The sequence below is a fragment of the Pedobacter sp. genome (assembly GCF_039594775.1).
Lineage (GTDB): Bacteria > Bacteroidota > Bacteroidia > Sphingobacteriales > Sphingobacteriaceae > Pedobacter.
On record NZ_JBCNMT010000003.1, the window covers coordinates 93,340 to 118,008 of the forward strand.

Annotated in this window: 21 protein-coding genes; 6 read left to right on the top strand and 15 right to left on the bottom strand. The window is 38.2% G+C overall.

The features are described 5' to 3' along the window. Positions 1 to 12 precede the first annotated feature (12 nt). From ruvB to gyrA, 5 genes are all read right to left on the bottom strand, one after another. On the bottom strand, positions 13 to 1,035 hold the full coding sequence (gene ruvB, locus ABDV71_RS09870) for a Holliday junction branch migration DNA helicase RuvB (protein WP_113661260.1): 1,023 nt from the start codon (positions 1,033 to 1,035) through the stop codon (positions 13 to 15). 175 nt (positions 1,036 to 1,210) lie between these two features. After that, on the bottom strand, positions 1,211 to 2,098 hold the full coding sequence (locus ABDV71_RS09875; protein WP_343532284.1) for a 3-hydroxybutyryl-CoA dehydrogenase: 888 nt from the start codon (positions 2,096 to 2,098) through the stop codon (positions 1,211 to 1,213). Positions 2,099 to 2,277: 179 nt separating this feature from the next. Then, complete coding sequence (locus tag ABDV71_RS09880; RefSeq protein WP_343532285.1) at positions 2,278 to 3,414, bottom strand: hypothetical protein; 1,137 nt, start codon at positions 3,412 to 3,414, stop codon at positions 2,278 to 2,280. Positions 3,415 to 3,499: 85 nt separating this feature from the next. Continuing rightward, on the bottom strand, positions 3,500 to 4,585 hold the full coding sequence (locus ABDV71_RS09885; RefSeq protein WP_343532286.1) for a tetratricopeptide repeat protein: 1,086 nt from the start codon (positions 4,583 to 4,585) through the stop codon (positions 3,500 to 3,502). Between the two features lie 99 nt (positions 4,586 to 4,684). Continuing rightward, a complete protein-coding gene (gyrA, locus tag ABDV71_RS09890) occupies positions 4,685 to 7,237 on the bottom strand; it encodes a DNA gyrase subunit A (RefSeq protein WP_343532287.1) in 2,553 nt (850 codons plus the stop codon). Positions 7,238 to 7,578: 341 nt separating this feature from the next. Between gyrA and ABDV71_RS09895 the strand changes: the two genes are divergently transcribed. From ABDV71_RS09895 to ABDV71_RS09910, 4 genes are all read left to right on the top strand, one after another. Further along, positions 7,579 to 8,064: a DUF4442 domain-containing protein gene (locus tag ABDV71_RS09895; RefSeq protein ID WP_343532288.1), complete on the top strand. Its 486-nt coding sequence runs from the start codon at positions 7,579 to 7,581 to the stop codon at positions 8,062 to 8,064. A gap of 65 nt (positions 8,065 to 8,129) precedes the next feature. Continuing rightward, positions 8,130 to 8,780, top strand: a complete 651-nt coding sequence (locus tag ABDV71_RS09900; RefSeq protein ID WP_343532289.1) for an ATP-binding protein — start codon at positions 8,130 to 8,132, stop codon at positions 8,778 to 8,780. A gap of 143 nt (positions 8,781 to 8,923) precedes the next feature. Beyond that, entirely contained in the window at positions 8,924 to 10,228 is a 1,305-nt protein-coding gene (locus ABDV71_RS09905; RefSeq protein WP_343532290.1) for an MATE family efflux transporter, read from the top strand. 51 nt (positions 10,229 to 10,279) lie between these two features. Beyond that, a complete protein-coding gene (locus tag ABDV71_RS09910; protein WP_343532291.1) occupies positions 10,280 to 11,419 on the top strand; it encodes a cytochrome c peroxidase in 1,140 nt (379 codons plus the stop codon). Position 11,420: 1 nt separating this feature from the next. On the opposite strand, the gene ABDV71_RS09915 is transcribed toward ABDV71_RS09910, so the two are convergent. The 5 genes from ABDV71_RS09915 to ABDV71_RS09935 form a co-directional block, all read right to left on the bottom strand. Next, positions 11,421 to 11,579 (bottom strand): hypothetical protein, encoded by a 159-nt coding sequence (locus ABDV71_RS09915; RefSeq protein ID WP_199134418.1) that lies wholly within the window; start codon positions 11,577 to 11,579, stop codon positions 11,421 to 11,423. Between the two features lie 313 nt (positions 11,580 to 11,892). Continuing rightward, positions 11,893 to 12,984 carry a DNA polymerase IV gene (gene dinB / locus ABDV71_RS09920; protein ID WP_343532292.1) on the bottom strand — a complete coding sequence of 364 codons (1,092 nt, stop codon included), beginning with the start codon at positions 12,982 to 12,984 and terminating at the stop codon, positions 11,893 to 11,895. Beyond that, the gene (locus ABDV71_RS09925) at positions 12,984 to 13,925 is read right to left on the bottom strand and encodes a hypothetical protein (RefSeq protein ID WP_343532293.1); all 942 of its coding nucleotides are present in this window, start codon (positions 13,923 to 13,925) and stop codon (positions 12,984 to 12,986) included. Before ABDV71_RS09925 ends, dinB begins: the two co-directional genes overlap by 1 nt. A 16-nt stretch (positions 13,926 to 13,941) precedes the next feature. Beyond that, on the bottom strand, positions 13,942 to 14,619 hold the full coding sequence (locus tag ABDV71_RS09930; RefSeq protein ID WP_343532294.1) for a hypothetical protein: 678 nt from the start codon (positions 14,617 to 14,619) through the stop codon (positions 13,942 to 13,944). A gap of 110 nt (positions 14,620 to 14,729) precedes the next feature. After that, positions 14,730 to 15,413 carry a pseudouridine synthase gene (locus ABDV71_RS09935; RefSeq protein WP_343532295.1) on the bottom strand — a complete coding sequence of 228 codons (684 nt, stop codon included), beginning with the start codon at positions 15,411 to 15,413 and terminating at the stop codon, positions 14,730 to 14,732. Positions 15,414 to 15,489: 76 nt separating this feature from the next. Between ABDV71_RS09935 and ABDV71_RS09940 the strand changes: the two genes are divergently transcribed. Continuing rightward, positions 15,490 to 17,097: a Na+/H+ antiporter gene (locus ABDV71_RS09940; protein WP_343532296.1), complete on the top strand. Its 1,608-nt coding sequence runs from the start codon at positions 15,490 to 15,492 to the stop codon at positions 17,095 to 17,097. Positions 17,098 to 17,170: 73 nt separating this feature from the next. On the opposite strand, the gene ABDV71_RS09945 is transcribed toward ABDV71_RS09940, so the two are convergent. The 5 genes from ABDV71_RS09945 to ABDV71_RS09965 all read right to left on the bottom strand — a co-directional run bounded on the left by ABDV71_RS09945 (position 17,171) and on the right by ABDV71_RS09965 (position 22,465). Then, entirely contained in the window at positions 17,171 to 18,043 is an 873-nt protein-coding gene (locus tag ABDV71_RS09945; protein ID WP_343532297.1) for a carboxypeptidase-like regulatory domain-containing protein, read from the bottom strand. A gap of 203 nt (positions 18,044 to 18,246) precedes the next feature. After that, positions 18,247 to 19,149: a histone deacetylase gene (locus ABDV71_RS09950; RefSeq protein WP_343532298.1), complete on the bottom strand. Its 903-nt coding sequence runs from the start codon at positions 19,147 to 19,149 to the stop codon at positions 18,247 to 18,249. A 98-nt stretch (positions 19,150 to 19,247) separates the two neighbouring features. Continuing rightward, entirely contained in the window at positions 19,248 to 20,108 is an 861-nt protein-coding gene (locus ABDV71_RS09955; RefSeq protein ID WP_343532299.1) for a bestrophin family protein, read from the bottom strand. Continuing rightward, complete coding sequence (gene kynU / locus ABDV71_RS09960) at positions 20,101 to 21,390, bottom strand: kynureninase (RefSeq protein WP_343532300.1); 1,290 nt, start codon at positions 21,388 to 21,390, stop codon at positions 20,101 to 20,103. The genes ABDV71_RS09955 and kynU overlap by 8 nt, the downstream gene beginning before the upstream one ends. 130 nt (positions 21,391 to 21,520) lie before the next feature. After that, entirely contained in the window at positions 21,521 to 22,465 is a 945-nt protein-coding gene (locus ABDV71_RS09965) for a 3'-5' exonuclease (RefSeq protein ID WP_343532301.1), read from the bottom strand. Positions 22,466 to 22,598: 133 nt separating this feature from the next. Between ABDV71_RS09965 and ABDV71_RS09970 the strand changes: the two genes are divergently transcribed. Further along, entirely contained in the window at positions 22,599 to 24,572 is a 1,974-nt protein-coding gene (locus ABDV71_RS09970) for a DUF3857 domain-containing protein (protein ID WP_343532302.1), read from the top strand. The last annotated feature ends 97 nt before the right edge of the window (positions 24,573 to 24,669 follow it).

A 24,669-nucleotide genomic window follows, 5' to 3' on the forward strand; every position in this document is an offset into this window, starting at 1 on the left:
TTTTTACCCAATTTAAAACAATTTTCCCGTTTGCCCTAATTTTACTCGGTTCAAATGTTTGTAAGCAGCTTCGGTCACTTCACGACCACGGGCTGTACGCATCAAATAGCCTTCTTGAATCAAGAAAGGTTCATACACTTCTTCAATGGTTCCGTCATCTTCTCCAACGGCAGTAGCAATGGTTTTTAAGCCGACAGGACCACCTTTAAACTTGTCGATAATGGCTAACAGAATCTTATTGTCCATTTCATCCAAACCATGCTCATCTACATTGAGTGCTGATAGAGCATAGCGGGCAATTTCGGTATCGATTTTACCGTTGCCTTTAATTTGGGCAAAATCACGGGTACGGCGTAGTAGGGCATTGGCAATACGAGGGGTACCTCGGCTACGACGGGCAATTTCATAAGCACCTTCTTCGCTAATAGGCGTATTGAGTATAGCGGATGAACGTAATACAATGGTAGTTAGTAGTTTGGCGTCGTAATAAGCCAAGCGGGAATTGATTCCGAAACGAGCTCTTAGAGGCGCAGTAAGTAAACCTGATCGAGTAGTGGCACCCACTAAAGTAAACGGATTGAGTCCTATTTGTACTGAACGAGCATTAGGGCCACTTTCCAGCATAATGTCAATCTTAAAATCCTCCATGGCCGAATAAAGGTATTCTTCTACCAAAGGAGAAAGGCGATGGATTTCGTCGATGAAAAGGATATCGCCACTGTCTAAATTAGTTAGAAGCCCGGCCAAATCTCCAGGTTTATCTAGCACCGGGCCAGAAGTTACCTTAATATTTACACCCATTTCGTTGGCGATGATATGTGATAAGGTGGTTTTTCCAAGTCCTGGAGGGCCATGTAGTAATACATGGTCTAAGGCTTCGCCACGTAATTTGGCTGCTTTTACGAAAATCCGAAGGTTTTCTAGAATTTTATCCTGTCCCGTAAAGTCTTCAAACTCCTGTGGGCGCAATACTTTTTCAATATCGCGTTCAGTTGGGCTTAAATTCTCTGAAGAAGGGTCAAGATTTTCATTCATGGAACAAATATAGCTTTTTTGTAGGTTTTTATTTGGGTATGATGTTGCATGGACCTAAATAAAATAGTCCTGCCAGTAGCGAATACAAAGCCTTGAGTTTATAAAAGGCGAAGTATAGCGAATGGTAGGACTATCGGTATTTTAATGCCGTGTTTTTGCGCTTCTAATGATTGACTTAGCTAAATTTAGCAGCAACTTTGGCTTCTTTAATGCCGTTGCTATAGTCGTAGAAGCCTTCGCCACTTTTAACGCCCTTTTTACCAGCGGTAACCATGTTTACCAGAAGAGGGCAGGGGGCATATTTTGGATTTCCGAAACCTTGGTGCAGTACATTCAAAATGGCCAAACATACATCTAATCCAATAAAATCGGCCAATTGCAGCGGCCCCATAGGGTGCGCCATTCCCAATTTCATCACCGTATCGATTTCATAAACGCCAGCAACGCCTTCGTAAAGCGAATAAATGGCCTCATTGATCATGGGCATCAGGATACGGTTGGCCACAAAACCAGGATAATCGTTCACCTCAACAGGAACTTTATCTAGTTTTTGCGATAATTCCATAACTAGTTTTGTAGTTATATCACTAGTTGCATAACCGCGAATGACTTCAACCAGTTTCATGATAGGCACTGGATTCATGAAGTGCATGCCAATTACTTTGTCGCCACGGTTGGTTACGGCAGCAATTTGTGTGATAGAAATGGAAGATGTATTGGTAGCCAAAATGGTTTCTGGCTTGGTAAACGCGTCTAAATCCTTAAATATTTTAAGTTTCAAGTCTATATTTTCTGTCGCAGCTTCAACCACTAAATCTACATTGGCCACTGCAGATTTCAAATCTGTATGCGTGCTTAAATTTTTTAGCGTGTTTTCTTTGTCGGTTTCTGTAAGTGAGCCTTTAGCAACTTGACGGTCTAAATTTTTACTAATAGTGTCAATGGCTTTTTTTAGGGCATCGGCATTGATATCAATTAAATTTACGGTATAACCAAATTGTGCAAAGGTATGTGCAATACCATTTCCCATAGTGCCTGAGCCAATCACAGCGATATTTTTCATTTGTATATACTTGTTTTATTGGGTTAGAAATTGCTGCTAATTTAGGAATAATAATTATTCATTTTGGGAAGTATTCATATCAGATATATTTGTTATATAATTTACGTTATGTTAACTTGTAAATTTTAAACCTCTCTCCAACCTTCATTTTTTATACTTTTAGAGAAATACAGGACTATTTAAAACTCGTTAAGTTTACGTTTGAGTTCCTGTACTTTATCGAGTCTGTTTTTACGGGTGTAAATGTCTATTAAGAGTTTGATAGTGTTTTTATGATTGATATTGATATCATGAGCCCTTAATAATGAATATTCGGCACGATTGATATTTGCTGTAAATCTCTTGGTGTCTTTTTGTGCCAAGGCTTGATTAGCATTCTGAATGTATGCCAGAGCTAATTGATAAAGCGCATCAAAATAATTATAATCCACCTCTAGTGCTTTTTGATACGATAATTCAGCTGTAGCAATATTCTTGGCTTGATTTTGCTGTAAATAGCCATATAGGAAAAATAATAATTTACTCCTTTTATCGGTTTTTAAGGAAGTTTCTATAGCTCTAGTGGCCTTATCGTATTGCTCGGTATCTAGCAGTAAATTAATGTAGTCATTGGTCAATAATGGATGGTAAGCATTTAGCATAAGGCCTTCCTCTAGGGTTTTGACGGCTAATTCTGTTTCAAATTTGGAAGCATAAATGTTTGCAATACTTTGGAACAAGGCTGGGTTTTTTGCCCCCTTTTCTTTTGCTTTAATATAATATGAAAGTGCGTCGTTATACTGTTGTAGGTTTTGTGCGCAAATAGCTACGTTGGTAGCCAATAAAGTATCGGTCGGCATAAAATCACTTACATTTTTAAGTAAGTCGTAAGCTCCGGCGAAGTCATTCTGTTGGAAAGCTTCTGTGCCCTTGCGCAATCTTTTAACATGGATATTATGGTCTGCAGCATTGATTAATTCAGTATTGGACTGAAATTTATCTAGTTTAATAGCCTGAGCTAAGGCATCTTGGGCAGATTGAAAGTATTTGTCAGCATTTACTTCGTTTTCATCAATTAATGCGATGTATGAGCTTAGGTATGCCTTGATGGCCCATGTTTCTGGCCAGTTTTTAGTTTTTTTATCTTTCTCAGCCAGGTCAATTGCTTTTATCCCCTCTCCTATGATGGTCAATTGTTTTTTTGCATCGGCTTTTTGGGCTATGCTATTTTGTAGTTTTGCTAAGCTGTTATTGGCTATTTTAATTTGGGAACCTTGTGAAAATGCCGAATGGCTAAGTAACAGCAGCGCAAGTATGTTGAACAGTAATTTTTGCATCGGTTAAAAAAGCTTTACACAAAGTAACTAAAAAAGGGAGATAAAGTTTAATTATCTCCCTTTTTAACTGCATTATTCAGTTATATTATTGTTTTTGTTGAAGAGCATCTAAGAGTTTTTTAGTTTCTTCGTAGCTCTTAGTGTCATTCTTAAATGCATAAATTTGCTTTAATGCTTCTAAAGTGTGTGTTGCTTTAGGGTCTAATTCATAAGCCTTTTTATAGAAAGGTAATGATTTTTCAATTAGACCGGTCATTTTAGCGGTTAAGGCATTATACTCCTTTACTTTTTTGGCATCTATTTTTTGTCTTTCCGCTTGCACATTAAGCGCTTGCTTGTAGTAGGTTTCACCTAATAGGAAATGATAAATTGCTTTGCTAGGGTCTTTAGCTATTAATTTACCTAATGACTCTTGAGATTTTTCGATTTCACCTCTAACGATATAGATATCTGTTTGAGTACCTACAAAATCAGGGTCATCTGGAAATTTTTTCAAGGCTTGGTCAATTGTTGCCATGCCGGCAGTAGTATCTTTTAAGTTTACTAACTCAATGTTTATTGCCTCCAATAAAAGATTTTTTGAGTCTGGGCCATTAAGTTCAACTACTTTTTTGAAGTTTTTAACTGCTCCAGCATAGTTTTTAGCTTGTTTTGCAGCCACACCAGCATTTAAATACATTGAAGTATCTGTTGGGTTCCTTTCTGTAATTTCAGTAAAAACTTTAAAAGCAGTCGCGTAATCTTTTTTATTATAGGCTCTGATGCCTCTTGACTGTATAGCATTGGTGATGTTGATTTTTGCATTGGCTATTGCATCCTTTTGATCACCTTTTTTATCCAGTTCTTCTGCTTTTAGAATTGCTTCTTCAGCAATTTTTTGTTTAGCAGTTGAATTTGCTTCACTAAGCGTGTCCAATAAAGCAATGGCAGAAGCCATTGAAGCTCTGTAAGACCATGGTTCTACCATGTTTTTGGTTTTCTCGTTAGCGATAGCTGCATCTGTATGGGCTAAGCCTTTATTTAAATTATCCAAATTCTTTTGAAGACTTTGTGCCTGATTCATTGCTTGGAACAGATCCCATGATTTTTTTGCTTCAGCAACTTCAGATTTTTGGGCATAGGCAAATATTGATAAACTCATGACGCCTACGCTTAAAATTAATTTTTTCATGTAATTATAAATTATTGTTCTTTAACGGGAAAACCCATCACGATATTACTGATTTTTTAACAATCGTGATGGATTTCGGTTTAAAATTATTCAATTATTTTAATTTTCTGAGGTATTATTATTGCTATCATCGCTTACTTCACCCTCTCCGTTTTGGTTTTCGCCGGTTGTCAATTCTTCATTTTCCTCTTCTTCATCTTCATGGTCAATTCTGGCAACAGAGGCGATTTCATCACTTCCTTTTAAAGTAATCAGACGTACTCCTTGAGTGGCTCTACCCATTACTCTCAATTCGCTTACGGCAATTCTAATCACGATACCTGATTTATTGATGATCATGAGGTCATCAGCATCGGTCACATTTTTGATGGCTACCAAATCACCCGTTTTTTCGGTAATGCTAATGGTTTTAACACCTTTACCACCACGGTTGGTTACCCTGTAGTCTTCAATATCAGTACGTTTTCCGTATCCTTTTTCAGAAACCACCAATACGGTAGCATCAGGGCTATCAATGGCAATCATACCTACTACTTCATCCTTGTCGTGAGCTAAGGTTACCCCGCGTACACCGGTTGCTGTTCTACCCATTGGTCTAACAGTGCTTTCGTTAAAGCGAATTGCTCTGCCTGAACGTAATGCCATTACTATTTCACTGCTGCCTGTAGTTAAGCTTGCTTCCAATAGCTGATCACCTTCGTTGATATTAATGGCGTTGATACCGTTTACACGTGGACGAGAATAAGCTTCTAGAGAGGTTTTCTTAATGGTACCTTTTTTGGTACACATAATAATATAGTTGTTCTCTAAATATTCCTGGTCTTTTAAGTTTTTCACCTTGATATAGGCCTTCACTTTTTCTTCCTTAGGAATATTGATGATGTTTTGTAGGGCACGTCCCTTGCTTTGACGGGTACCTTCTGGAATTTCGTAAACCCTCAACCAGAAACATCTACCCGCTTCAGTAAAGAATAGCATGTAGTTGTGGTTGGTAGCAATTAATAAATGCTCAATAAAGTCTTCATTCCTCGAATCGCTTCCTTTAGAGCCCTTGCCTCCCCTGCTTTGTGTACGATATTCGGTAGCTGGTGTACGTTTGATATAGCCTTCATGGGAAATGGTAATCACCACTTCTTCGTCTTCAATAAAGTCTTCCATGCTCATATCTTCGGCCGAATGAACAATAGTAGTTCTACGCTCATCGCCGTATTTATCACGCATTTCAGTTAGCTCATCTTTGATGATTTTCATACGTAGACTCTCATCTGCCAATACAGATTTCAAGTACTCGATGGTTTTCATCAACTCAGCATATTCCTCTTTGATTTTATCGCGCTCTAGTCCTGTTAACCTACGTAAAGTCATGTCTAAAATGGCACGAGCTTGAATGTCGGTTAAGCCAAAGGTTTCCATCAATCCTGTTCTCGCTTCATCAGGAGTACTTGATGCGCGAATCAATTTGATAACTTCTTCAATATGGTCTAAAGCAATCAATAAACCTTCTAAAATATGAGCACGTTTTTCGGCTTCTGCCAATTCAAAACGTGTTCTGCGGATAATCACATCATGTCTGTGTTCTACAAAATGATGGATAAGATCTTTAAGATTTAATAACTGAGGACGACCATTAACCAATGCAATATTATTTACACTAAATGAGCTTTGTAGCGCAGTTTGCTTAAATAAATTGTTTAATACAATATTGGCATTGGCATCTCTCTTGATTTCGTAAACAATACGGATACCATCTTTATTGGATTCGTCTTTAATGTTTGAAATACCTTCGATTTTTTTCTCACCAATCAATTCAGCGGTACGCTCAATCATTTGCGCTTTATTTACCAGATAAGGTATTTCAGTAACAATAATGCTTTCGCGATCTTTATTGCTTTCAATTTCGGCTTTGGCACGCATTACAATACGACCTCTACCTGTTTCAAAAGCTTCCTGTACGCCCGAGTAGCCATATATGATGGCCCCGGTTGGGAAATCAGGGGCCTTAATGAATTTCATCAATTCAGCAATCGTTATTTCTCTATTGTCGATATATGAAATCGTAGCATTGATGGTTTCAGTAAGGTTATGTGGTGCCATGTTGGTGGCCATACCCACCGCAATGCCCGAAGATCCATTGATCAACAAGTTTGGCACTTTTGAAGGCAATACCGTTGGCTCTTCTAGCGAGTCGTCAAAGTTGTTTTGGAAATCTACCGTATCCTTGTTGATATCGGCCAGCATTTCTTCCGCAATTTTTTGGAAACGGGCCTCGGTATAACGCATCGCCGCCGGAGAGTCGCCATCTACGGAACCGTAGTTACCTTGTCCGTCAACCATCATGTAACGTAAGCTCCAAGGTTGGGCCATACGTACCATGGTCATATATACAGATGAATCGCCGTGAGGGTGATACTTACCTAGTACTTCACCTACAATACGTGCTGATTTTTTGTATGGTTTGCCGGCGCCTACACCTAGGTCCAACATTCCATAAAGTACCCTACGGTGCACTGGTTTTAAACCGTCACGCACATCAGGTAATGCCCTACTCACAATTACCGACATCGAATAGTCGATGTAAGCAGTACGCATCTGCTCATCTATATTGATGGGGATAATCTTATCGTTCTCTTGATTTTCTAAATCTTCTGCCATAAATTTTTATGTTTTGCGTTTTGCGTAATACGTTAAGCGTTTTTTTACGCCCATCGCTTATCGCTGAACACAAGATTATACGTTTTATTATAACCTTGCGAATTTAGCAAAATAAGCTACACTTTAGGTGCCATTGTGGAAAAGTTTTGGACACGTCAGAAATGTTACAAAATATAGCATCAATAATCAAAAAAGCCACAGATGTGCAGATTTTATTTTAACCTGATCGAATAGGTTTTTTAACGAGGTACTGCCTGTATATCTGTAAGGAAAAGTTACGCTCAGGTTAAGTTTTGCACAAATCTTTTTTACTTGGCCACAAATGTTGATATTTAGCTATCATGATTGTTTCGGAAAGAACCCTGAAATGGGCACTAAGTTTATATCCACCATTGTTGTTTCAGCGTATCTGGGTGAAAAAATTCCATAAGGGATTTAGAGGGGTTGATGTGAAAATCAGCAATAGTTTTTTAAATAGGAATTATAATGGGTCTATTTTTGGTGGAACTATTTATGCCGCCACTGACCCGTTTTATGCTATTTTATTTGATCAATTGATGCAGCGTAAAGGTTATAAATGTAGGGTTTGGCTAAAAAGTGCCTCTATTCAATACGTCAAACCTGGACTTACTAGTTTGTATTTCACCTTGAAAATAACTGATGAGATGATTGCTGAGGCTGAAAATGCACTGAACGAATATGGGAAGTTTGTAAAAGCCTATCCCATGGAGCTTTACAATAAACAGGGTGAACTTTGTGCAACGGTAATGAACGAAGTGTATTTGAGGATTAAGTTTCCGGGAGAAAAACAAAGAGTAGCTATTTAGTTGAAAGTTGTAAAGTATTAAGGTGTAAAGTTGTTCTGATTTGCACACTATTAAAATGGTCTGAAATGAATATTAAAAGATTGATCCTTGAAGGCGAAAACGTTAACTTAGATTTTAAAAAGACCATTAGTAATTGCGAAAAAATTGCCAAAACATTGGTCGCTTTTGCCAATAATCAGGGTGGACGTTTATTGATTGGTGTGGCCGATGATGGCTCTATTAAAGGTGTAAAAGCTGAAGAGGAAGAAAAATACATGATTACCAAGGCTGCGCACCAGTTTTGTAAACCTGCTATTGAACCTCGTTTTGATGAGTATTTGGTAGATGATAAATTGGTGTTGGTGGCTGAAATTCCAAAGAGCGACCTAAAACCTCATTATGCCTTAGATGAACAGGGCAAATGGTGGGTTTATTTTAGGGTGCAGGATAAAACAGTGTTAGCCAGCAAAATTTTGATCGATGTATTAAAAAAAGATAACCATGAGGAAGGTACGTTCATTGCCTATTCTGAACAAGAAAAATTACTATTAGAGTACCTTGATGCCAATGGCCGCATCACGCTTAAGGAATTTAGCAAATTGACCAGAAGTGCCTATCGCAAAGCGCAAAAAATTATCGTTAACCTTATTCTATCTGGCGTAATATTGCCCCATATTACCGAAAAGGAGGAGTACTATGTCATGGCAGATTTAAAAGCAGAAAACAGTAGGTTTTAGCTGATATGTTTGTCTGTTGACTAAATTCTAGTTTGACGTTTACAAGAGAATAATCCCGTTTAAAATTCCGAATTTTGCGGCCTATGTTCACTTATTCGTTTGCCCAATACAAATCTTATTATAAGGATAATCTAGCTTTAGCTATGCCTATTGTACTATCACAATTGGGGCATACCTTGGTGCACATGGCTGATGGTATGATTGTGGGGCATTTTGCCGGAACCGTACAATTAGCGGCTGTTTCTTTGGTTAACAGTCTTTTCATGCTGATTTTGGTATTGGGTTTGGGAATTTCATATGGCTTAACTCCCCTAATTGCACAAGCTAATGGTGGTGGAAACAAAGTGGAGTGTGGTAGGCTGATTTCCAATAGTTTATTGATCAATTTAATTGCGAGTGTTGTACTGTATAGTTTGGTGCTAGTGGTTTATTACTTTGTGATTGACCATCTTAAACAATCACCAGATGTGGTGATGCATGCAAAACCATATTTGATGTTCATGGGGGTATCTATTTTCCCTTTAATGATTTTTCAGGTATTTAAGCAATTTACTGAAGGTCTTGGCTTTACTAAACAAGCCATGTTGATTTCTATTTGGGGCAATTTGGTCAATGTCATTTTGGGAATCATCTTTGTGAAAGGGATGTTTGGTATCACACCCATGGGTGTAAGCGGTGTGGGGCTAAGTACTTTGATTGACCGTATTTTGATGGCCATTGCCATGGGAGCTTATGTGTTTAACTCAAAGCACTTTAAAGCTTATTTAACAGAATTCAAATTATTCTCTTTTGATTTTGGAAGAATTAAAAAGATTATCAAGTTAGGTGCGCCAGTGGCGTTGCAATACTCTTTTGAAATCAGTGCATTTAGTGGTGCTGGGATTTTAATTGGCAGTATTGGTAAGGTAGAGCAAGCCGCCCATTTTACCGCTTTATCATTGGCTGCTTTTACCTATATGCTTGCTACCGGAATTGCCAATGCAGCCACTATTAAAACGGGAAATAATTTTGGAAGCAGGAATTTTGGTCCGTTAAGGTTTTCGGCCATTGCCAGTTATCATATTGTAATTGTATTTATGTCGTTTACCGCATTGATATTTATGTTGGCCAATAACTACCTGCCTTACATATATACCAGCGATCAAACTGTGATTGCCATAGCTGCCCAGCTGCTCATATTGGCTGGCTTTTTTCAATTGTTCGATGGTACGCAAGTAGTGGGCTTGGGCGTTTTAAGGGGGATTGGTGACGTAAATGTGCCTACCTTTATCACTTTCCTATCTTATTGGGTAATTGGAATTCCTGTAGGCTATGTTTTAGGAATAGAATTGAAAATGGGGGTTGAAGGTATTTGGTATGGACTTACTTTTGGCTTATTAACGGCCTCTATCCTATTGTTCATTAGGTTTCAAAACAGAACAAAAAAGCTAGTTGCAGCTAAAATCTGAACCTCATCAGGTTAGGGAATTGATGTCTGAGAATTTCTTATTTTAGCGGCCATGAACAAAGTGCTGCTTGGTTTAGCTTTTCTTTTTATTGGCTTATTGCTTATTTCCTTCAGATCTAACGATTGGATGAGTAGTGATGGGCTTACGATTGATTCGCTGAGAAAGGTATATGCGAAGCCAAGGCAGTTTTGGCCCAAGCCAAATGTGGATAAGAGCGTGAACTTTGAAGAACTGGATACGCTACAGGCATCTCCATTGGATTTAACTAATGATTCGATAAAGAGAGTATCGGCATTGGGTAAGCTACTTTTCTTCGATACGAGACTTTCGGGCTCCAATCAAATTTCTTGTGCTACCTGTCATGATCCTGCTTTGCGATGGGCGGATGGAAAGGAAGTTTCTGTGGGCCATGATCAGTTGCCTAATATCCGCAACGCGCCATCTTTAGAAAATGTGTGGGTTTATTCGAGCTTTTTTTGGGATGGCAGGGCTAATACCTTAGTGAAACAAGCTGAAGGACCCATTTCGGCTCATAATGAAATGAACCAAGACCTGAAACTATTAGCCAAAAAACTAAACAGGATTAAAGGTTATCGTGCTTATTTTAAAGCTGCTTTTGGTACAACGGCTATTACTAATCAACGAGTTTTTGAAAGCTTGGCTACTTTTCAGCAAAGCATTGTGAGCCAGGAAACGAAGTTTGACCGCTTTTTAAAAGGAGATGGGCATGCGCTTAATGATCAAGAGTTATTGGGACTACATCTGTTTAGGACGAAAGCAAGATGTATGAATTGTCATTATGGAGCGTATTTTACAGATAAGGAGTTTCATAACATTGGTTTAACGGAATATGGCAACAAAAATCAGGATTTGGGTTTGTACAATGTCACCAAAAAGCCTGAAGATGTAGGTAAGTTTAAAACGCCTGGGTTGCGCAATGTAATGCACACAGGCCCTTGGTTTCATCACGGTTTAGTGAAGAGCATGGATAGTCTAATGGTTTTGTACAACATGGGAATGCCGGAGCATGTGGTTTTGCCAGGGCAAGAGAAAGACCCTTTACTGCCAAAAAATGACAAATTGTTGAGAGGGATTATGCTTAACGTGAGGGAAAGAAAGGCCATCATTGCCTTTTTGGAAGCATTGTCATCCCCACCTATGTTAATGCAGGTGGAGCGCTTACCGCAGTAAGCTAGATTTTATCGCCACTGTGCTTATCTGGTCTTAGCTCTTTTTGGTTAAGCTCTTTTTCCAAATCTTTTTGGTCTTTATGGTTTCTTTTTACTACAAAGTAGATAAAGCCCAAAATGGCAACTATGGCAACAGCAATAAGAATAAAGTTAATCTTCATTACTTCTAATTTGATAACAAAATTAAGGTCAATAGATTAAATACCTGTTAAGTAAACATTAATTGTTTAGAAGGCTTAATTTAGCCGCTAGAGGCCCAAATGAACCACATAGACAAATAGAAAACACAATAGTATCAAAAAAATAGTGGCTATTCTTCTGTAAAATTATCTGCTATATACTTTAAAAATCCTTGGCTATTTTGCTCAACATCATGCAGCTATGTGTCTATGTGTTTAAATTTTTTCTCTAATTATATGAACCACATAGGCACATAGAAAACTCGATAGGATTAACTATGATTGTTTCCTATTTCTAAAAAAGCAACTTCTGCTCTTCTATCCTATTTCTTTGCTTCGGTTTTGCTTCGTGGAAATTAGAGAAGCCAACGCCTAATAAGCGCACCAGTTTTCCTCCAAAGTCTGTTTGTTCAATTAAGGTTTTTGCGGCTTGGTAGGCATCATTTTCATTGTTAATGGGATGCTCAAAAGAAATGCTTCTGGTAATTTGTTTAAAGTCGGCAAATTTTACTTTAACGGTAAGGGTTCTGCCAAATAACTGATATTGATTGACGCGTTTGAAAACTGTCTGTGTAATTTGAAACAGGCGTTCGTACATTTCGCTGCCCTTATCTAAATCATCCCCAAAGGTGTCTTCAGAACTGATAGACTTGATTTCCCTGTCAGGCTTTACCGCACGGTTGTCGATTCCTCTTACGATGTTGTAAAAGAACTTTCCAGATTTGCCAAATAATAGCGCCAAACGTTCTTCCGTAAGTTTCTTTAGGTCGCTACCTTTTCTAATACCCTGCATTTTCATTCGTTCTGCAGTCACTTTACCTACGCCATGAAACTTTTCAACGGGAAGTTTCTCCATGAATTTTTCAATTTTGGAAGGCCCTATGAATGTTAAACCATCGGGCTTATTCATATCTGAAGCAATTTTTGCGACAAATTTGTTGATAGAAACTCCGGCCGATGCGGTCAATCCTAGTTCATCTTTAATGGCCTGTTTGATTTGTTCGGCAATGGTAATGGCAGAACCGATATTTAATTTATCCTCCGTGACGTCCAAATAAGCTTCGTCTAAGGAAAGTGGTTCGATCAAATCGGTATAGCGACTGAAAATTTCACGTATCTGCCGCGAAACTTCCTTGTAAACGCTAAATCTTGGGTAAACAAAAATTGCGTAAGGACAAAGCTGTTGAGCCTTTTTGGAAGACATTGCCGAGCGAACACCATAGGTTCTAGCTTCGTAACTAGCGGTGGCTACTACCCCTCTCCCTTCTGGAGAACCGCCAACTACCAAAGGTTTTCCCCTTAGCTCAGGAAAATCACGCTGCTCTACGGAAGCGTAAAAGGCATCCATATCAATGTGAATGATTTTTCTGAGTTTTGGCAGTTCCATTACTCTAAGATAAGATTTTGGTAAACGCGTTCGGTCCAAAAATGGTAATTTTTGGATGCTAGTTTAGTGCCTTTGAAAAGTAAATCGATAAAGCCGTTTCTTTCTACCAAAACCGTATGAAATATTTTTGCTTCGGGATTTTTAATTAAAGTAAATGAGGTGCTTCCTGATTTATTTTGCCAGGTTAATTCTGTTGCGGTTTCCGCAAATTTCAGCTTTTCCAAATCATTTGCCATCAGTTTGCTACGATACCATGTTCCGCCAGTTGGCGATACCAAAGGTTTTCCGTTATAAACCACCACGCTGTCATTATAGGCAATTACTTGCAAAAACCTTTGCTTTTGTTTGAGCCATTTGGTTAGTTTTTGTTGATGTTTTTCTGTTTCGTAGGCATAAGTGGCATCAAGAAATCCGATGCGCTCTATATAGCTTGGGAGCAGCTCTGTTAGGGTATTTAAGTAACCAAAAATAAATGAACCACCACCACTATGACCGCTAAGCGTAATGGCAGGTCTCAAGTTTTGGTATCGGTGATAAAGGCTATCTACTATTTTATGAATGAATTGATCCGCATTAGCGATTTGTCGACGCCATTGCGGCCAGCTTTTTAAGCTGTTTTCTACATAAATAATGATGTAGTTGTGCTTAGGGTCTGTGTTTCTTATAAATTGAGTTTGTGCACCAATATGCTGGATGTCAAAATGCCAATCATCGCCTTCTTTTAGCTTTTTGCCAAAGGTCTGTGCAGCAGTATTCCCATTGGGCAAAGCATACAGTACTATTTTGCTTGACTTTTGAGGATTTATGATAGGATCGTCGATCGTCAGGGTTACACCATTTGCCATCTGAATGACAGGCATAGCTTTCATTTTTTGCTCAAATGAAATTTGTGCTACCGACATAAGTGGTAACAGGCAAAAGAAAATGAAGTATTTTTGCATACTTCAAATTTAGCATTTATTTGGTTTTGGGCTTGCGACCAACGTTGAATACGGCTCCAATAGTAAAAACAGAATGACCCGCATTTAAAAATTTTCTACTCTTTAAACCAATATTGCTACCACTGGTATATTGAAGCTGTATTTGCTCGCTAAGTACCATTCTGGTAAAGAAAACCGGCTCTAGAAATACATTGTCTTCATTGGGTTGCATCACCCCATTTTTGTAAAAATCATCGGTTTCTACAAAGCTCAAACGCCAAGCAGTACCGTAGTTCAGCCCAAATTTAAAGCCAAAGATGTTAACGTCGTTTACTTTTTTGGAGCTGTAGTTTACTTGAACAAATTTTTTGCTGTAAGCGGCATCATAAAAATCGCTGTTTACCACTATGTCGTTTTCATATTCCCTAAAAGTTCTTTTGCTCCGACCAGTGGCCAAGCCCCCGTAAATTTCAAGAATGCGATTATTCTCAGGTCCAAATGTTTTAAAGTACCCGCCACCAAATTCAAACACTTTATGGTTGATGTCTTTTTTTCGGCCCTCATTGTTCATAAATCCTGCATTGGCCATTACCGCAAAGTGTTCGGTTACAGCATAAGCAGTATTAAAACTGGCATTTCCTTTTAGTGAAATATGCGCACCGCCGGCAAATTCGCCTTTAGTGGTAAGCATAGGCGTATTGGGTACGCTGGGCATGTAGATAGATGAACAGCTGCTAAATAATAAAGCAGCAAATACGAGAGTAACTAGCTGATGTTTTATTGGCATATTCCTACTATAACACAATTAACCGAAGAAAATTGTTTTTAAAGTGAAAAATTCATCAACTCCATCATTCTTTTAAATTCAGCCTGCACTTCTGCGGTGATGATAATTTTTTCGGAAGTTATTGGGTGACTAAATGATAAGCTTGAAGCATGTAGCAGCATCGTATTCATTTGGAGATGCTCCTTGAAATAACGATTTTGTTTATTGCAGCCATGCGGTCGATCCCCAATAATGGGGTGGAAAATATGAGCGAAATGCTTACGCAATTGATGCATTCTTCCGGTTTTTGGATTGGCATCTACCAAACTATATCTAGAAGTTGGATGTTTGCCTATAGCCAAAGGGATTTCGGCTTGTTGTAAAGTTACAAAACTAGTTTGGGCATCTTGTAGAGTGCCATTTTCTTTTGCCAATGGGTAGTCAATTTCCATTTCCAAAGGTGTGTACCCTCTTACAATGGCTAAATAGTGTTTATCCACCAATCCTTCTTGAAACTGCTTTTGCATAGCAATTTCAACTTCTTTGTGAAAAGCAAATAACAGCACCCCTCCCGTTTTTCTATCTAAGCGATGTACAGGGTTTACGTGTTGGCCAATTTGGTCGCGTAACATTTGCAGGGCAAATTCCTTGGCGTCATCAGCAATTTTAGAGCGGTGTACCAACAAGCCGTGAGGTTTATTGATGGCAATAAGTGAATCGTCCTGATAAATAATTTCTAGCACGAGGCGAAGATAGAGATAATAAATTCTTAAAATCTCACCTTTTTTATAACTTAATAACATATTATTTTCGCACCATATGCATCATCATTTACTTTTAGTCTTAGCGTTACTTTTTGTTGTATTTCTGCTGGTCATGCTTGCCCAGAGAATCAAGGTAGCCTACCCTATTTTTCTTGTATTGGCAGGATTAGGGATTAGTTTTATTCCAGGGATTCCCGTATTGCATCTCGACCCAGAATTGATTTTCTTGATTTTTTTACCTCCGTTGCTTTATGAAGCTGCTTGGTATACTTCATGGAATGATTTCTGGAAATGGAAACGTCCCATTGCATTGTTGGCTTTTGGCTTGGTGTTTTTTACTTCTACTATTATTGCCTACACTTCTGTTTCCTTAATTCCTGGTTTTACCTTAGCACTTGGCTTTTTATTGGGCGGTATTGTATCGCCACCAGATGCCGTAGCTGCTGCAACGGTATTGAAAGGTATGGGGGTGCCCAAACGGATACTCACTATTTTAGAAGGTGAAAGTTTGGTGAATGATGCTTCGTCGCTAATTGTGTTCAAATTTGCCTTGGCGGCAGTGCTTACCGGAGCTTTTTCTATGCATCAAGCGGTTGGCCAATTTTTTCTTGTTGCTGGTATGGGCATTGTGATTGGTTTAGCTGGAGCCCATATTGTATACTTTATTCATCGTTTTTTACCTACTACTCCTGCTATTGATGCTGCGCTAACAGTGATGACCCCCTATATCCTTTTTCTGGCTGCGGAGCAATTCCATTATTCGGGAGTAATGGCGGTAGTTAGTGGTGGTTTGTTCATTTCGTGGAGATCACATGAGATTTTTCAGACAGGAAGTACTAGGTTAAATATGCTTGGGGTTTGGACGACGATGATTTTTGTAATGAATGCTCTTGTTTTTGTATTGATTGGCTTAGAACTTCCCGAAATTATTCATGGTTTAGGCAATTATTCGATTGCAGATGGGATTAGATATGGATTAATCATTAGCGCCATTGCCATTGCGTTGCGCTTTTTGTGGATTTACCCAGCGGCTTTTGTGCCTCGTTGGTTGAGTGCTTCTATACGCAAAGACCCATCACCAGGCTGGAAAGGACCACTGATAATTGGCTGGGCAGGTATGCGTGGCGTGGTTTCATTGGCTACGGCCCTTTCTATTCCTTTGTTAATGACCAATGGAGCGGCTTTCCCTCAGCGAAATTTGATTATATTCATCACTTTTGTGGTCATCTTTGTGACTTTAGTGGTACAGGGCTTAACGCTTCCATTTATCATCAAGCTGATCAAGTTAAAGGAAATTGATAGTATTTCACGTAGCGAAGAACAGCAGGCAGGTATACGTTTAAAACTCGATGAATTGGCCTTAAATTTAATCGATAACCATCATTTAGAGAAAGTAACAGAGAATGAACTCATCGGTTTTTATCGCGATGGGCTAAATACCAGTATTACTGATGGTCGGAAACATCTCGAATCATTGGAATGTGATGAAACCGAATTGGCAGAAATCCATGCTTATCATCATGTGTTATTGGAAATTTATGCTGCACAACGAAAGGAACTATTTAAGCTACGCAAAGAGAAGTTTTTTAGTGATGAGGAAATCCGCAAAGCTGAACTGCAATTGGATTTAAATGAATTGAAGATTACTGGTCATGGCCATTAACTAAGTAACTTTGTCAATCTTCTATTGAGTTATGAGAAAGAAGATTGACAAAGTTAAATTTCATAAGTATGCTCTAGTTCTTCTTCGAAAAATCTATCTTATTGGCGTATTTCTCCTTAATTTCTATCATTACTACGCCATTAACAGCCCTAGAGCCATAAAGTGCAGCTGCTTTCGCTCCTTTTAGGATGTCTACTTTCTCTATCCAATCTGGATTTAAACTTTCTTTTTGTTTGTTAGTGGCAACACAACTCTTTTTTCCAGAATAAATAACATAAAGAGGCTCGCTGGAACTGCTAATTGTTGAGATACCGCCTAAAATCATCATTCGTATCTCTACCATTTTAATATTCATATAGGGTGTTACTGCCTTTTCGATAAGGGCATAACCATCTAGCGAGAAAATGAGCACCGGGGCTTGCTCAGCTTTTTTGGTTGTTAAGAAGAAGTTTCCGTCACGGTCGGTTAGCGCCATAACATTGGTAAAACCCTTAATTTTTACTTTTACACCTTCCAGAGGTTTCCCAGTTTCTTGATTGGTTACTTTTCCTTTGACGATTTCTACAGTAGCTTTTTTTGAAATATTAGTTTGAAGTTCGTTAGGCAATGAAAATGGTTTGTCATTTTGAACTGTTGTAGCTATAGGATTAATTGCTTTAACGGGAGTAATTATGCTAGCTCCTATGGCAACGGGAAATAGAAGCCAGTTCCAATTTGATTTTTGGGGAGGTGCTACAATACTTCTATGAAGTTGGGCGGGTAATAATCGCCCACAAACATTTTCCTTTTTCTTTTTGAAAAATTCAATCAGTTCTGCATCAGATTTTTGAGTCAGATCTACGATATGCTTATCGCATTTATCGCAAAAACGTCCAGTTTTAGATGGCTGCATTTCATCCCAATTCTCAGAACAAGGGTTGGTAAGTATCAATTGTAGCTTTTTCAAAATAGTTCTTTTTAGTTTTAGATGCAGAGAATTGCTACATTCCATAAATGTAGACTTACGAAGTTTAACTTTAGTTTTTTATTATTTTTCAATAGTAAAGTTGAGGGCTTCGCCGTTTTAAAACTTCGTAAGTCTTTAGGTAAAATTTGGGGCTTTGTCGTATCTAAACTTCGTAAGTCTGTACTTCTACCTTTAACTTTTGCTTAAGTGAAGAGGTGAAAAGCGGTTCTGAAAGTATTGCAGTGTGCATCTACAATGATCTTAATGTCTTCCGAGTAGCCCCCACCCATGCTTATCTGCAAAGGAATGTTATTTTTAAGGCAATTTTCAAACACGATTTGGTCTCTCTGTTTGCATGCTTCTTTAGTTAACGAGAGTTTACCCAATTTGTCGCTTTTCAATACATCAACTCCGGAGAGGTAGAAAATAAAATCGGGCTGGTGCTTTTTGATTACCGTGGGTAGCTTATCGTTTAAGATCGACAGGAATTCTTCATCTTGTGTATCATCTGCTAAGGGAATGTCTAAATCAGATTGTTCCTTTCTGAAAGGAAAATTCTTTTCGCCATGCATGGAAAAGGTGAATACCCTCTCCTCTTGGGTGAAGATTTCGGCTGTACCATTACCTTGATGAACATCTAAATCTACGATAAGGATACGTTTGGCTAATTGATGATTGAGGAGATAATTTGCTGCAATAGCTTGGTCATTCAATAAGCAAAAACCCTCTCCCCAATTGCTTCCAGCATGATGCGTACCACCAGCCACATTAAACGCAATGCCATTTTTTTGTGCATAAATGGCTCCGTCAATCGTGCCCTGTGCTATTCTGATTTCCCGTTCAACCAATTGTGCATCTAAAGGAAAACCAATCCTACGTTGTTCCTTATAAGGCAGGGTAAGTTCTTTCAGTTGATACCAATAAGCTGCGTCATGTGTGGTTACGATATTCTCTTCCGCTGTAGGTTCAGGGGCAAATAAATGTTGTGCTTCTATCGTCCCTTCGTGCAATAACTGTGCAGGGATAAGCTCATATTTGACCATTGGGAAACGATGTCCTGGTGGCAAAGGATGTGCATAAATGGGATGATAGGCTGTTTTGATCATTCTAGATGTCAGTAAGTAAATAGTCCGTAAGTCTGAAAGTTGAAAATTATAAATCTCTATATATCATCGGACTTTCGGACAGCTGACTATTTCAACGGTTAATCAAGGATTTCTTCCACGTGTTTCTCGATATTATCACAAATTTGATCTACGGGTAAATCATTGGCATCTGTTCCAAAAGGATTTTCAATTTCTTCTGCAATAAGTTCCAAACTGGCCAGCACATATAAAATGAAAGGGACAATGGGCACTACAAAATAGCCTAAACTAAATACCCAGCCAAAAGGCAAAGTAATTACATATACAAAGATGAATTTTTTGATGAATGCACTGTAGGAATACGGTATAGGCGTATTTTTGATACGCTCGCATGCGCCACAAACATCAGTGAATTGTGTAGAATCGGTACTTAAGGTAATCAGTTGTTCCCCCGTAATAGCACCTTGTCGTTGAAGTTCAAAAAGTTTGTTGGTGATGCTTCCGGCCACTTGATTGGGAATGTGTTTGCCACCATCAATTTCTATTAAAATGGCATTCTTACCAAAATATTGCTTTTCACGCAGGTGTTCTTTTAAGGCAAATGCATATTTAGGAATGGCATACTTGAAAAACTCTTTGTCTTCTTTGTTGAGGTTTAAAGCGTTGATCCTAATTGCAAAGTTTCTGCTCACATTCACCAAGCTTCCCAATAGCCTTCTGCCCTCCCACCATCTGTCATAAGAAGTATTGGTTCTAAACACCAAAAGCATCGAAATTACAAAGCCTAAAAGGTTGTGCATCATTCCCACATTTTTAATGTAGGTGGTTTCGGCCAACTTTAAGTAATTCAGCTCTATATAGGCAATAATTCCAGAGAAAATTGCTACGCTGATCATCAGTTTCCAAAGCTTGTAAAAGGTATCGGCTTTATGGAAACGGAAAATAAAGTTGAACCATTCTTTAGGGTTATAATTAATCATTAGCTATTGATTTAACTGTTAGGAGCAGTTCTCCGGTTTTAAAAACGTCCTCGAAACTATTGTACATAGGCACTGGACTCAATCTAATTACATTGGGTTCACGCCAATCACCTAATACATTATTTTTGACCAAATAATCGAAAACCTTTTTTCCATGTTCTTTGGCTATGATAGATACTTGCGCACCTCTTTCTTCAGGATTTTGAGGTGTAATGATTTTAAACTGCTCGTAACCTAATTGCTCATTTACTTGGCCAATAATGTAATGTAAATAGGCGGTTAATTTCTTGCTCTTCTCTCTCAATGGCTCCATAAAGCCAGCTTTTTCAAATAATTGTAAAGAGGCATGATATAGTGCCATAGGCATTACCTGAGTACAGCTTACTTGCCAACCATCGGCGCCAGCTTCAGGCACAAAGCCTTTTTCCATTAAAAAACGGTTATTTTCTTGGTATCCCCACCAGCCCGCAAAGCGATGGAGCGTTTGGTCGTTAAAGTGTTTTTGATGAACGAAAATGCCACTAATTCCACCTGGTCCTGCGTTTTGATATTTGTAAGAACACCAACAAGCGAAATCTACCTCCCACTGATGTAACTGTAGTGGAACGTTACCTGCGGCATGGGCCAAGTCAAAACCAACTTTAGCGCCAATGCTGTGTCCAGCTTTAGTAATGGATTCCATATCAAAAAGCTGCCCAGTAAAGTAGTTAATTCCCCCAAAAAGTACTAGCGCAATTTCACTTCCGTGTTTTTCTATTTCCGCAATAATATCACTTGTTTCAAGGGTGTGTGCTCCAGTTTTTGGACTCACTTCTATAATTGCCTCTTTAGGGTCGTAACCGTGAAAGCGTACTTGGCTTTCAATAGCATACTGATCTGATGGGAAGGCTCCAGCTTCCATAATGACCTTAAAGCGCTCTTTGGTTGGCCTATAAAAGCTCACCATTAACAAATGTAGATTTACTGTTAAGGTGTTCATTGGACATACTTCTTGGGGAGAAGCACCAACAATGGGCGCCATCAGCTTTTTAAGCTCTTTATGATAAAACATCCAAGGCTCATTGCCTTCAAACCAGCCTTCAACTGCCAAATTTTGCCAATTGTTAAGCTGTAGATCCAAAACCTCTTTGGCTAATTTAGGCTGAAGCCCCAAGGAATTACCACATAAATAAATAAATGGTTTCCCATTTTGCTGCGGGAATAGGTATTCATTTCGCATTTCTTTTAATGGGTCTTGCGCATCTAAAGATTGTGCGAACGAAAGGTTGTTTTCGAATGTCATTTTTTTAGTGGTTAGGGATTAGGAACTAGTGGCTAGTAGTTAGGTACTAGGGATTAGTGGCTAGGTGTAAGGATTAGTTTGGAAGCTAACAATATACTAGCCACTAATCCCTAGCCACTAGTTCCTATTACTATTTCCCAAATTTCATTTTTAGTTGCTCCAACATGTCGTTGGTAACAGGTTTGGCAGGTTCTGATTTTTTGAAAGATGTATGACTAGGTTTATGATGAGTAGTAGGTGCTTGTTGACGAGCCTGTTTTTGCTCTTCTTTCTTTTTGTTCCATCGCTTCCAAATTTCATCGAGTTTCTTTTTGGTAAACAAAGGGAAATCACCCTGCATCATCCAAGCATAATAACTAGGCTCTACATTGAAAATACTCTCCAACGTTTTCCCTTTATGCTTACCGAAGTTAATGCATTCCTCTCCATTGTCATTATAAACTATTCGCCCTGCATAATCAACCGATTTATTAAGGTTGGTAAAAGTATGTAAGGCTTCTACATCATTTTTAACAGGAACTGACTTATTGCCTTGCTTGTCTTCGAACTCTGTATTTTCGTATTTGTCCAATTGGGCTAATAACACTTCATACGTAGCTCTGATATCGGCCTCTGCTGAATGTGCATTGATCAAGTCTTTCTCGCAATAGAACTTATAGGCAGCCTTTAGGGTCCTTTGTTCCATCTGATGGAAAATGTTCTGCACATCAACGAATTTACGGTCAGTCATGTCTAAATCAACCCCTACCCTTAGAAACTCTTCTAATAGCATTGGAATATCAAACTTGTTTGAATTGTAGCCAGCCAAGTCTGCATCCCCAATAAAATCAGCTATTTCTTGGGCTACATCCGCAAATTTTGGTTCATTTTTCACATCCTCATCGTAAATGCCATGGATTAGGGAAGTAACTAAGGGAATAGGAATTTCGGGATTGATTTTCTTTACCAATAGCTGTTCTGAACCATCTGGCATCGCTTTTAGTATCGCAATTTCAACTACTCTATCTATCCCTACGTTTACTCCAGTGGCTTCCAAATCAAAAAATGCCAACGGACGTTTCAAGTTTAATTTCATATCAGGTTTTTAATAAGCCAAATTTGCTAAAAACATAGCGTACTTTCTGTTTTTTTGACCAAAAAAGAAATAAAGTTTTAAATAATTTTAGAAGTTAAGTTAAATTGCGTTACCATTTCAATTCAAACTTTTTATGCGCACTATCTTCATTATCGCACTAACACTACTCCCTTTTTTTGCTATAGGTCAGGAATTTAATTTTGGCGAAATTACCGCCCAGGAGCAGTTATTTGAAAGAAACAAGCTTGATAGCAACGCTAATGCGGTTTTTCTGAACGAATATGGTACTACCCGTTTTTCTTTCGACTCGGAAACAGGAAGAATGAAGTTGGTTTATGATTACCATGCTCGCATCAAAATCTTTAATAAGGAAGGGTTTGAGGCTGCTAATGTAGTTATACCTATGCATAAAACAGGTACAAATGATGATCAGAGAGAATTTATATCTGATTTAAAAGCTTCTACATTTAATTTGCAAGATGGTAGATATGTGGAGAGCGCCATGTCCAATAAAGCGGTTTTTACGGAGGAAAAATCGAGATATTTAACACTGAGCAAATTTACATTGCCCAATGTTAGAGAGAATTCTATTATTGAATATCAGTATACCATTGAAACACCTTATGTATTTAATTTTAGAACTTGGCAATTTCAGGCTGAGTACCCTAAATTGAATAGTACTTATATCGCATTTATTCCGGCCAACTATAAATACAATGTTTCGCTTAGGGGATATTATCCGTTAACGGAGAACAAAGCCGAATTAAGCACTGGTTGTTTACGTGTTTCGGGTAAGGATATGGACTGTTCTAAACTCATGTATAACATGAAAAAAGTTCCAGCTTTTATAGAAGAAGATTATATGACTTCTCCAAATAATTATAAGTCTGCAATTTATTTTGAGCTTTCTGAAGTGTATTACCTTAATGGGTCAACACAGAAATATACTAAAACTTGGAAAGATGTAGAAAACGAATTGATAGGTAGTAGAGAGTTTGGAAGCCAAATGAAGCGTAAGGATGTGTTTAAGGAAATTATTCCCAGCCTTACTGCTGGACTAATTGATTTACAAAAGGCAAAAGCTATTTTCGAGTATGTTAAAAAACAGGTAAAATGGAATAACTATTATGGAAAATATAGTGAAACGAGTGTAAAGGAAGTGATAGAAAAGCGTTCTGGAAATGTAGCCGATATTAATTTTGCACTTATATCAGCACTTTCTGCCGCTGACTTGGATGTTGAAGCAGTTATTTTATCGACGAGAGATAATGGTGTGGTTAATAAACTATATCCTGTGCTCAGCGATTTTAACTACGTAATTGCTAAAGTAAATATAAACGACGAAACTTATCTATTAGATGCTACAGAACCACTTGCTCCATTTGGTTTGTTGCCTTTAAGGTGTATTAATGATCAGGGACGTGTAATAAACCTAAAAAAACCTTCTTACTGGATTGATCTTAAAGCAACAAAACGCAGTTCAACCACCCATAGCTTGATTGGTGTAATGGCAGCAGATGGTAAGATAGATGCGAAAATAACCTCTCATACGGTTGGGCTTCATGCCATGAACCTTAGAAAGGAAATTAAACGCTATTCCTCGATAGAAGAGTATGTAGAAAAGTTGGATGAACGATTGAACAACATTAAAATCAAGAAATTTAAGATATCAAACCTCGACAGCGTAGAGAATGCCCTAACTGAGGAATATGAAGTAGAATTTAGCGTGGCCAACACCGAGCATAATGGTAACTATTTTAATCCGTTCTTTATCAATCCGATTAGAAAAAATCCTTTCAAACTTAATGAAAGAAACTACCCGGTTGATTTAGGTTCTGCCAGCGAAGAAAGGATTTCAATTAACATTAGCCTGCCAGATAAATTTCTGTTAAAAGAACAGCCAAAAGATCTTTCGTTAGCACTGCCCAATCAAGGTGGGCGTTATATTCTACAAACTCGCGTAATGGATAATACATTAACGGTCAACCAACAACTGTTGTTTGGTAAGGCAATTTATTCTTCTGATGAATATCATTACCTTAAGGAATTTTATAACAGAATTATTCAGGTACAAAAATCGGATGTGTTAATTACAAAGGGAGAGTAATGAGAGGAGTTAGTTTGATTGGATTGCTCTTTTTAGCAACATTAATATCGAAAGCTCAGGTTTATTCCGTTGAAACTATTCCGGCTCCATTAAAAAA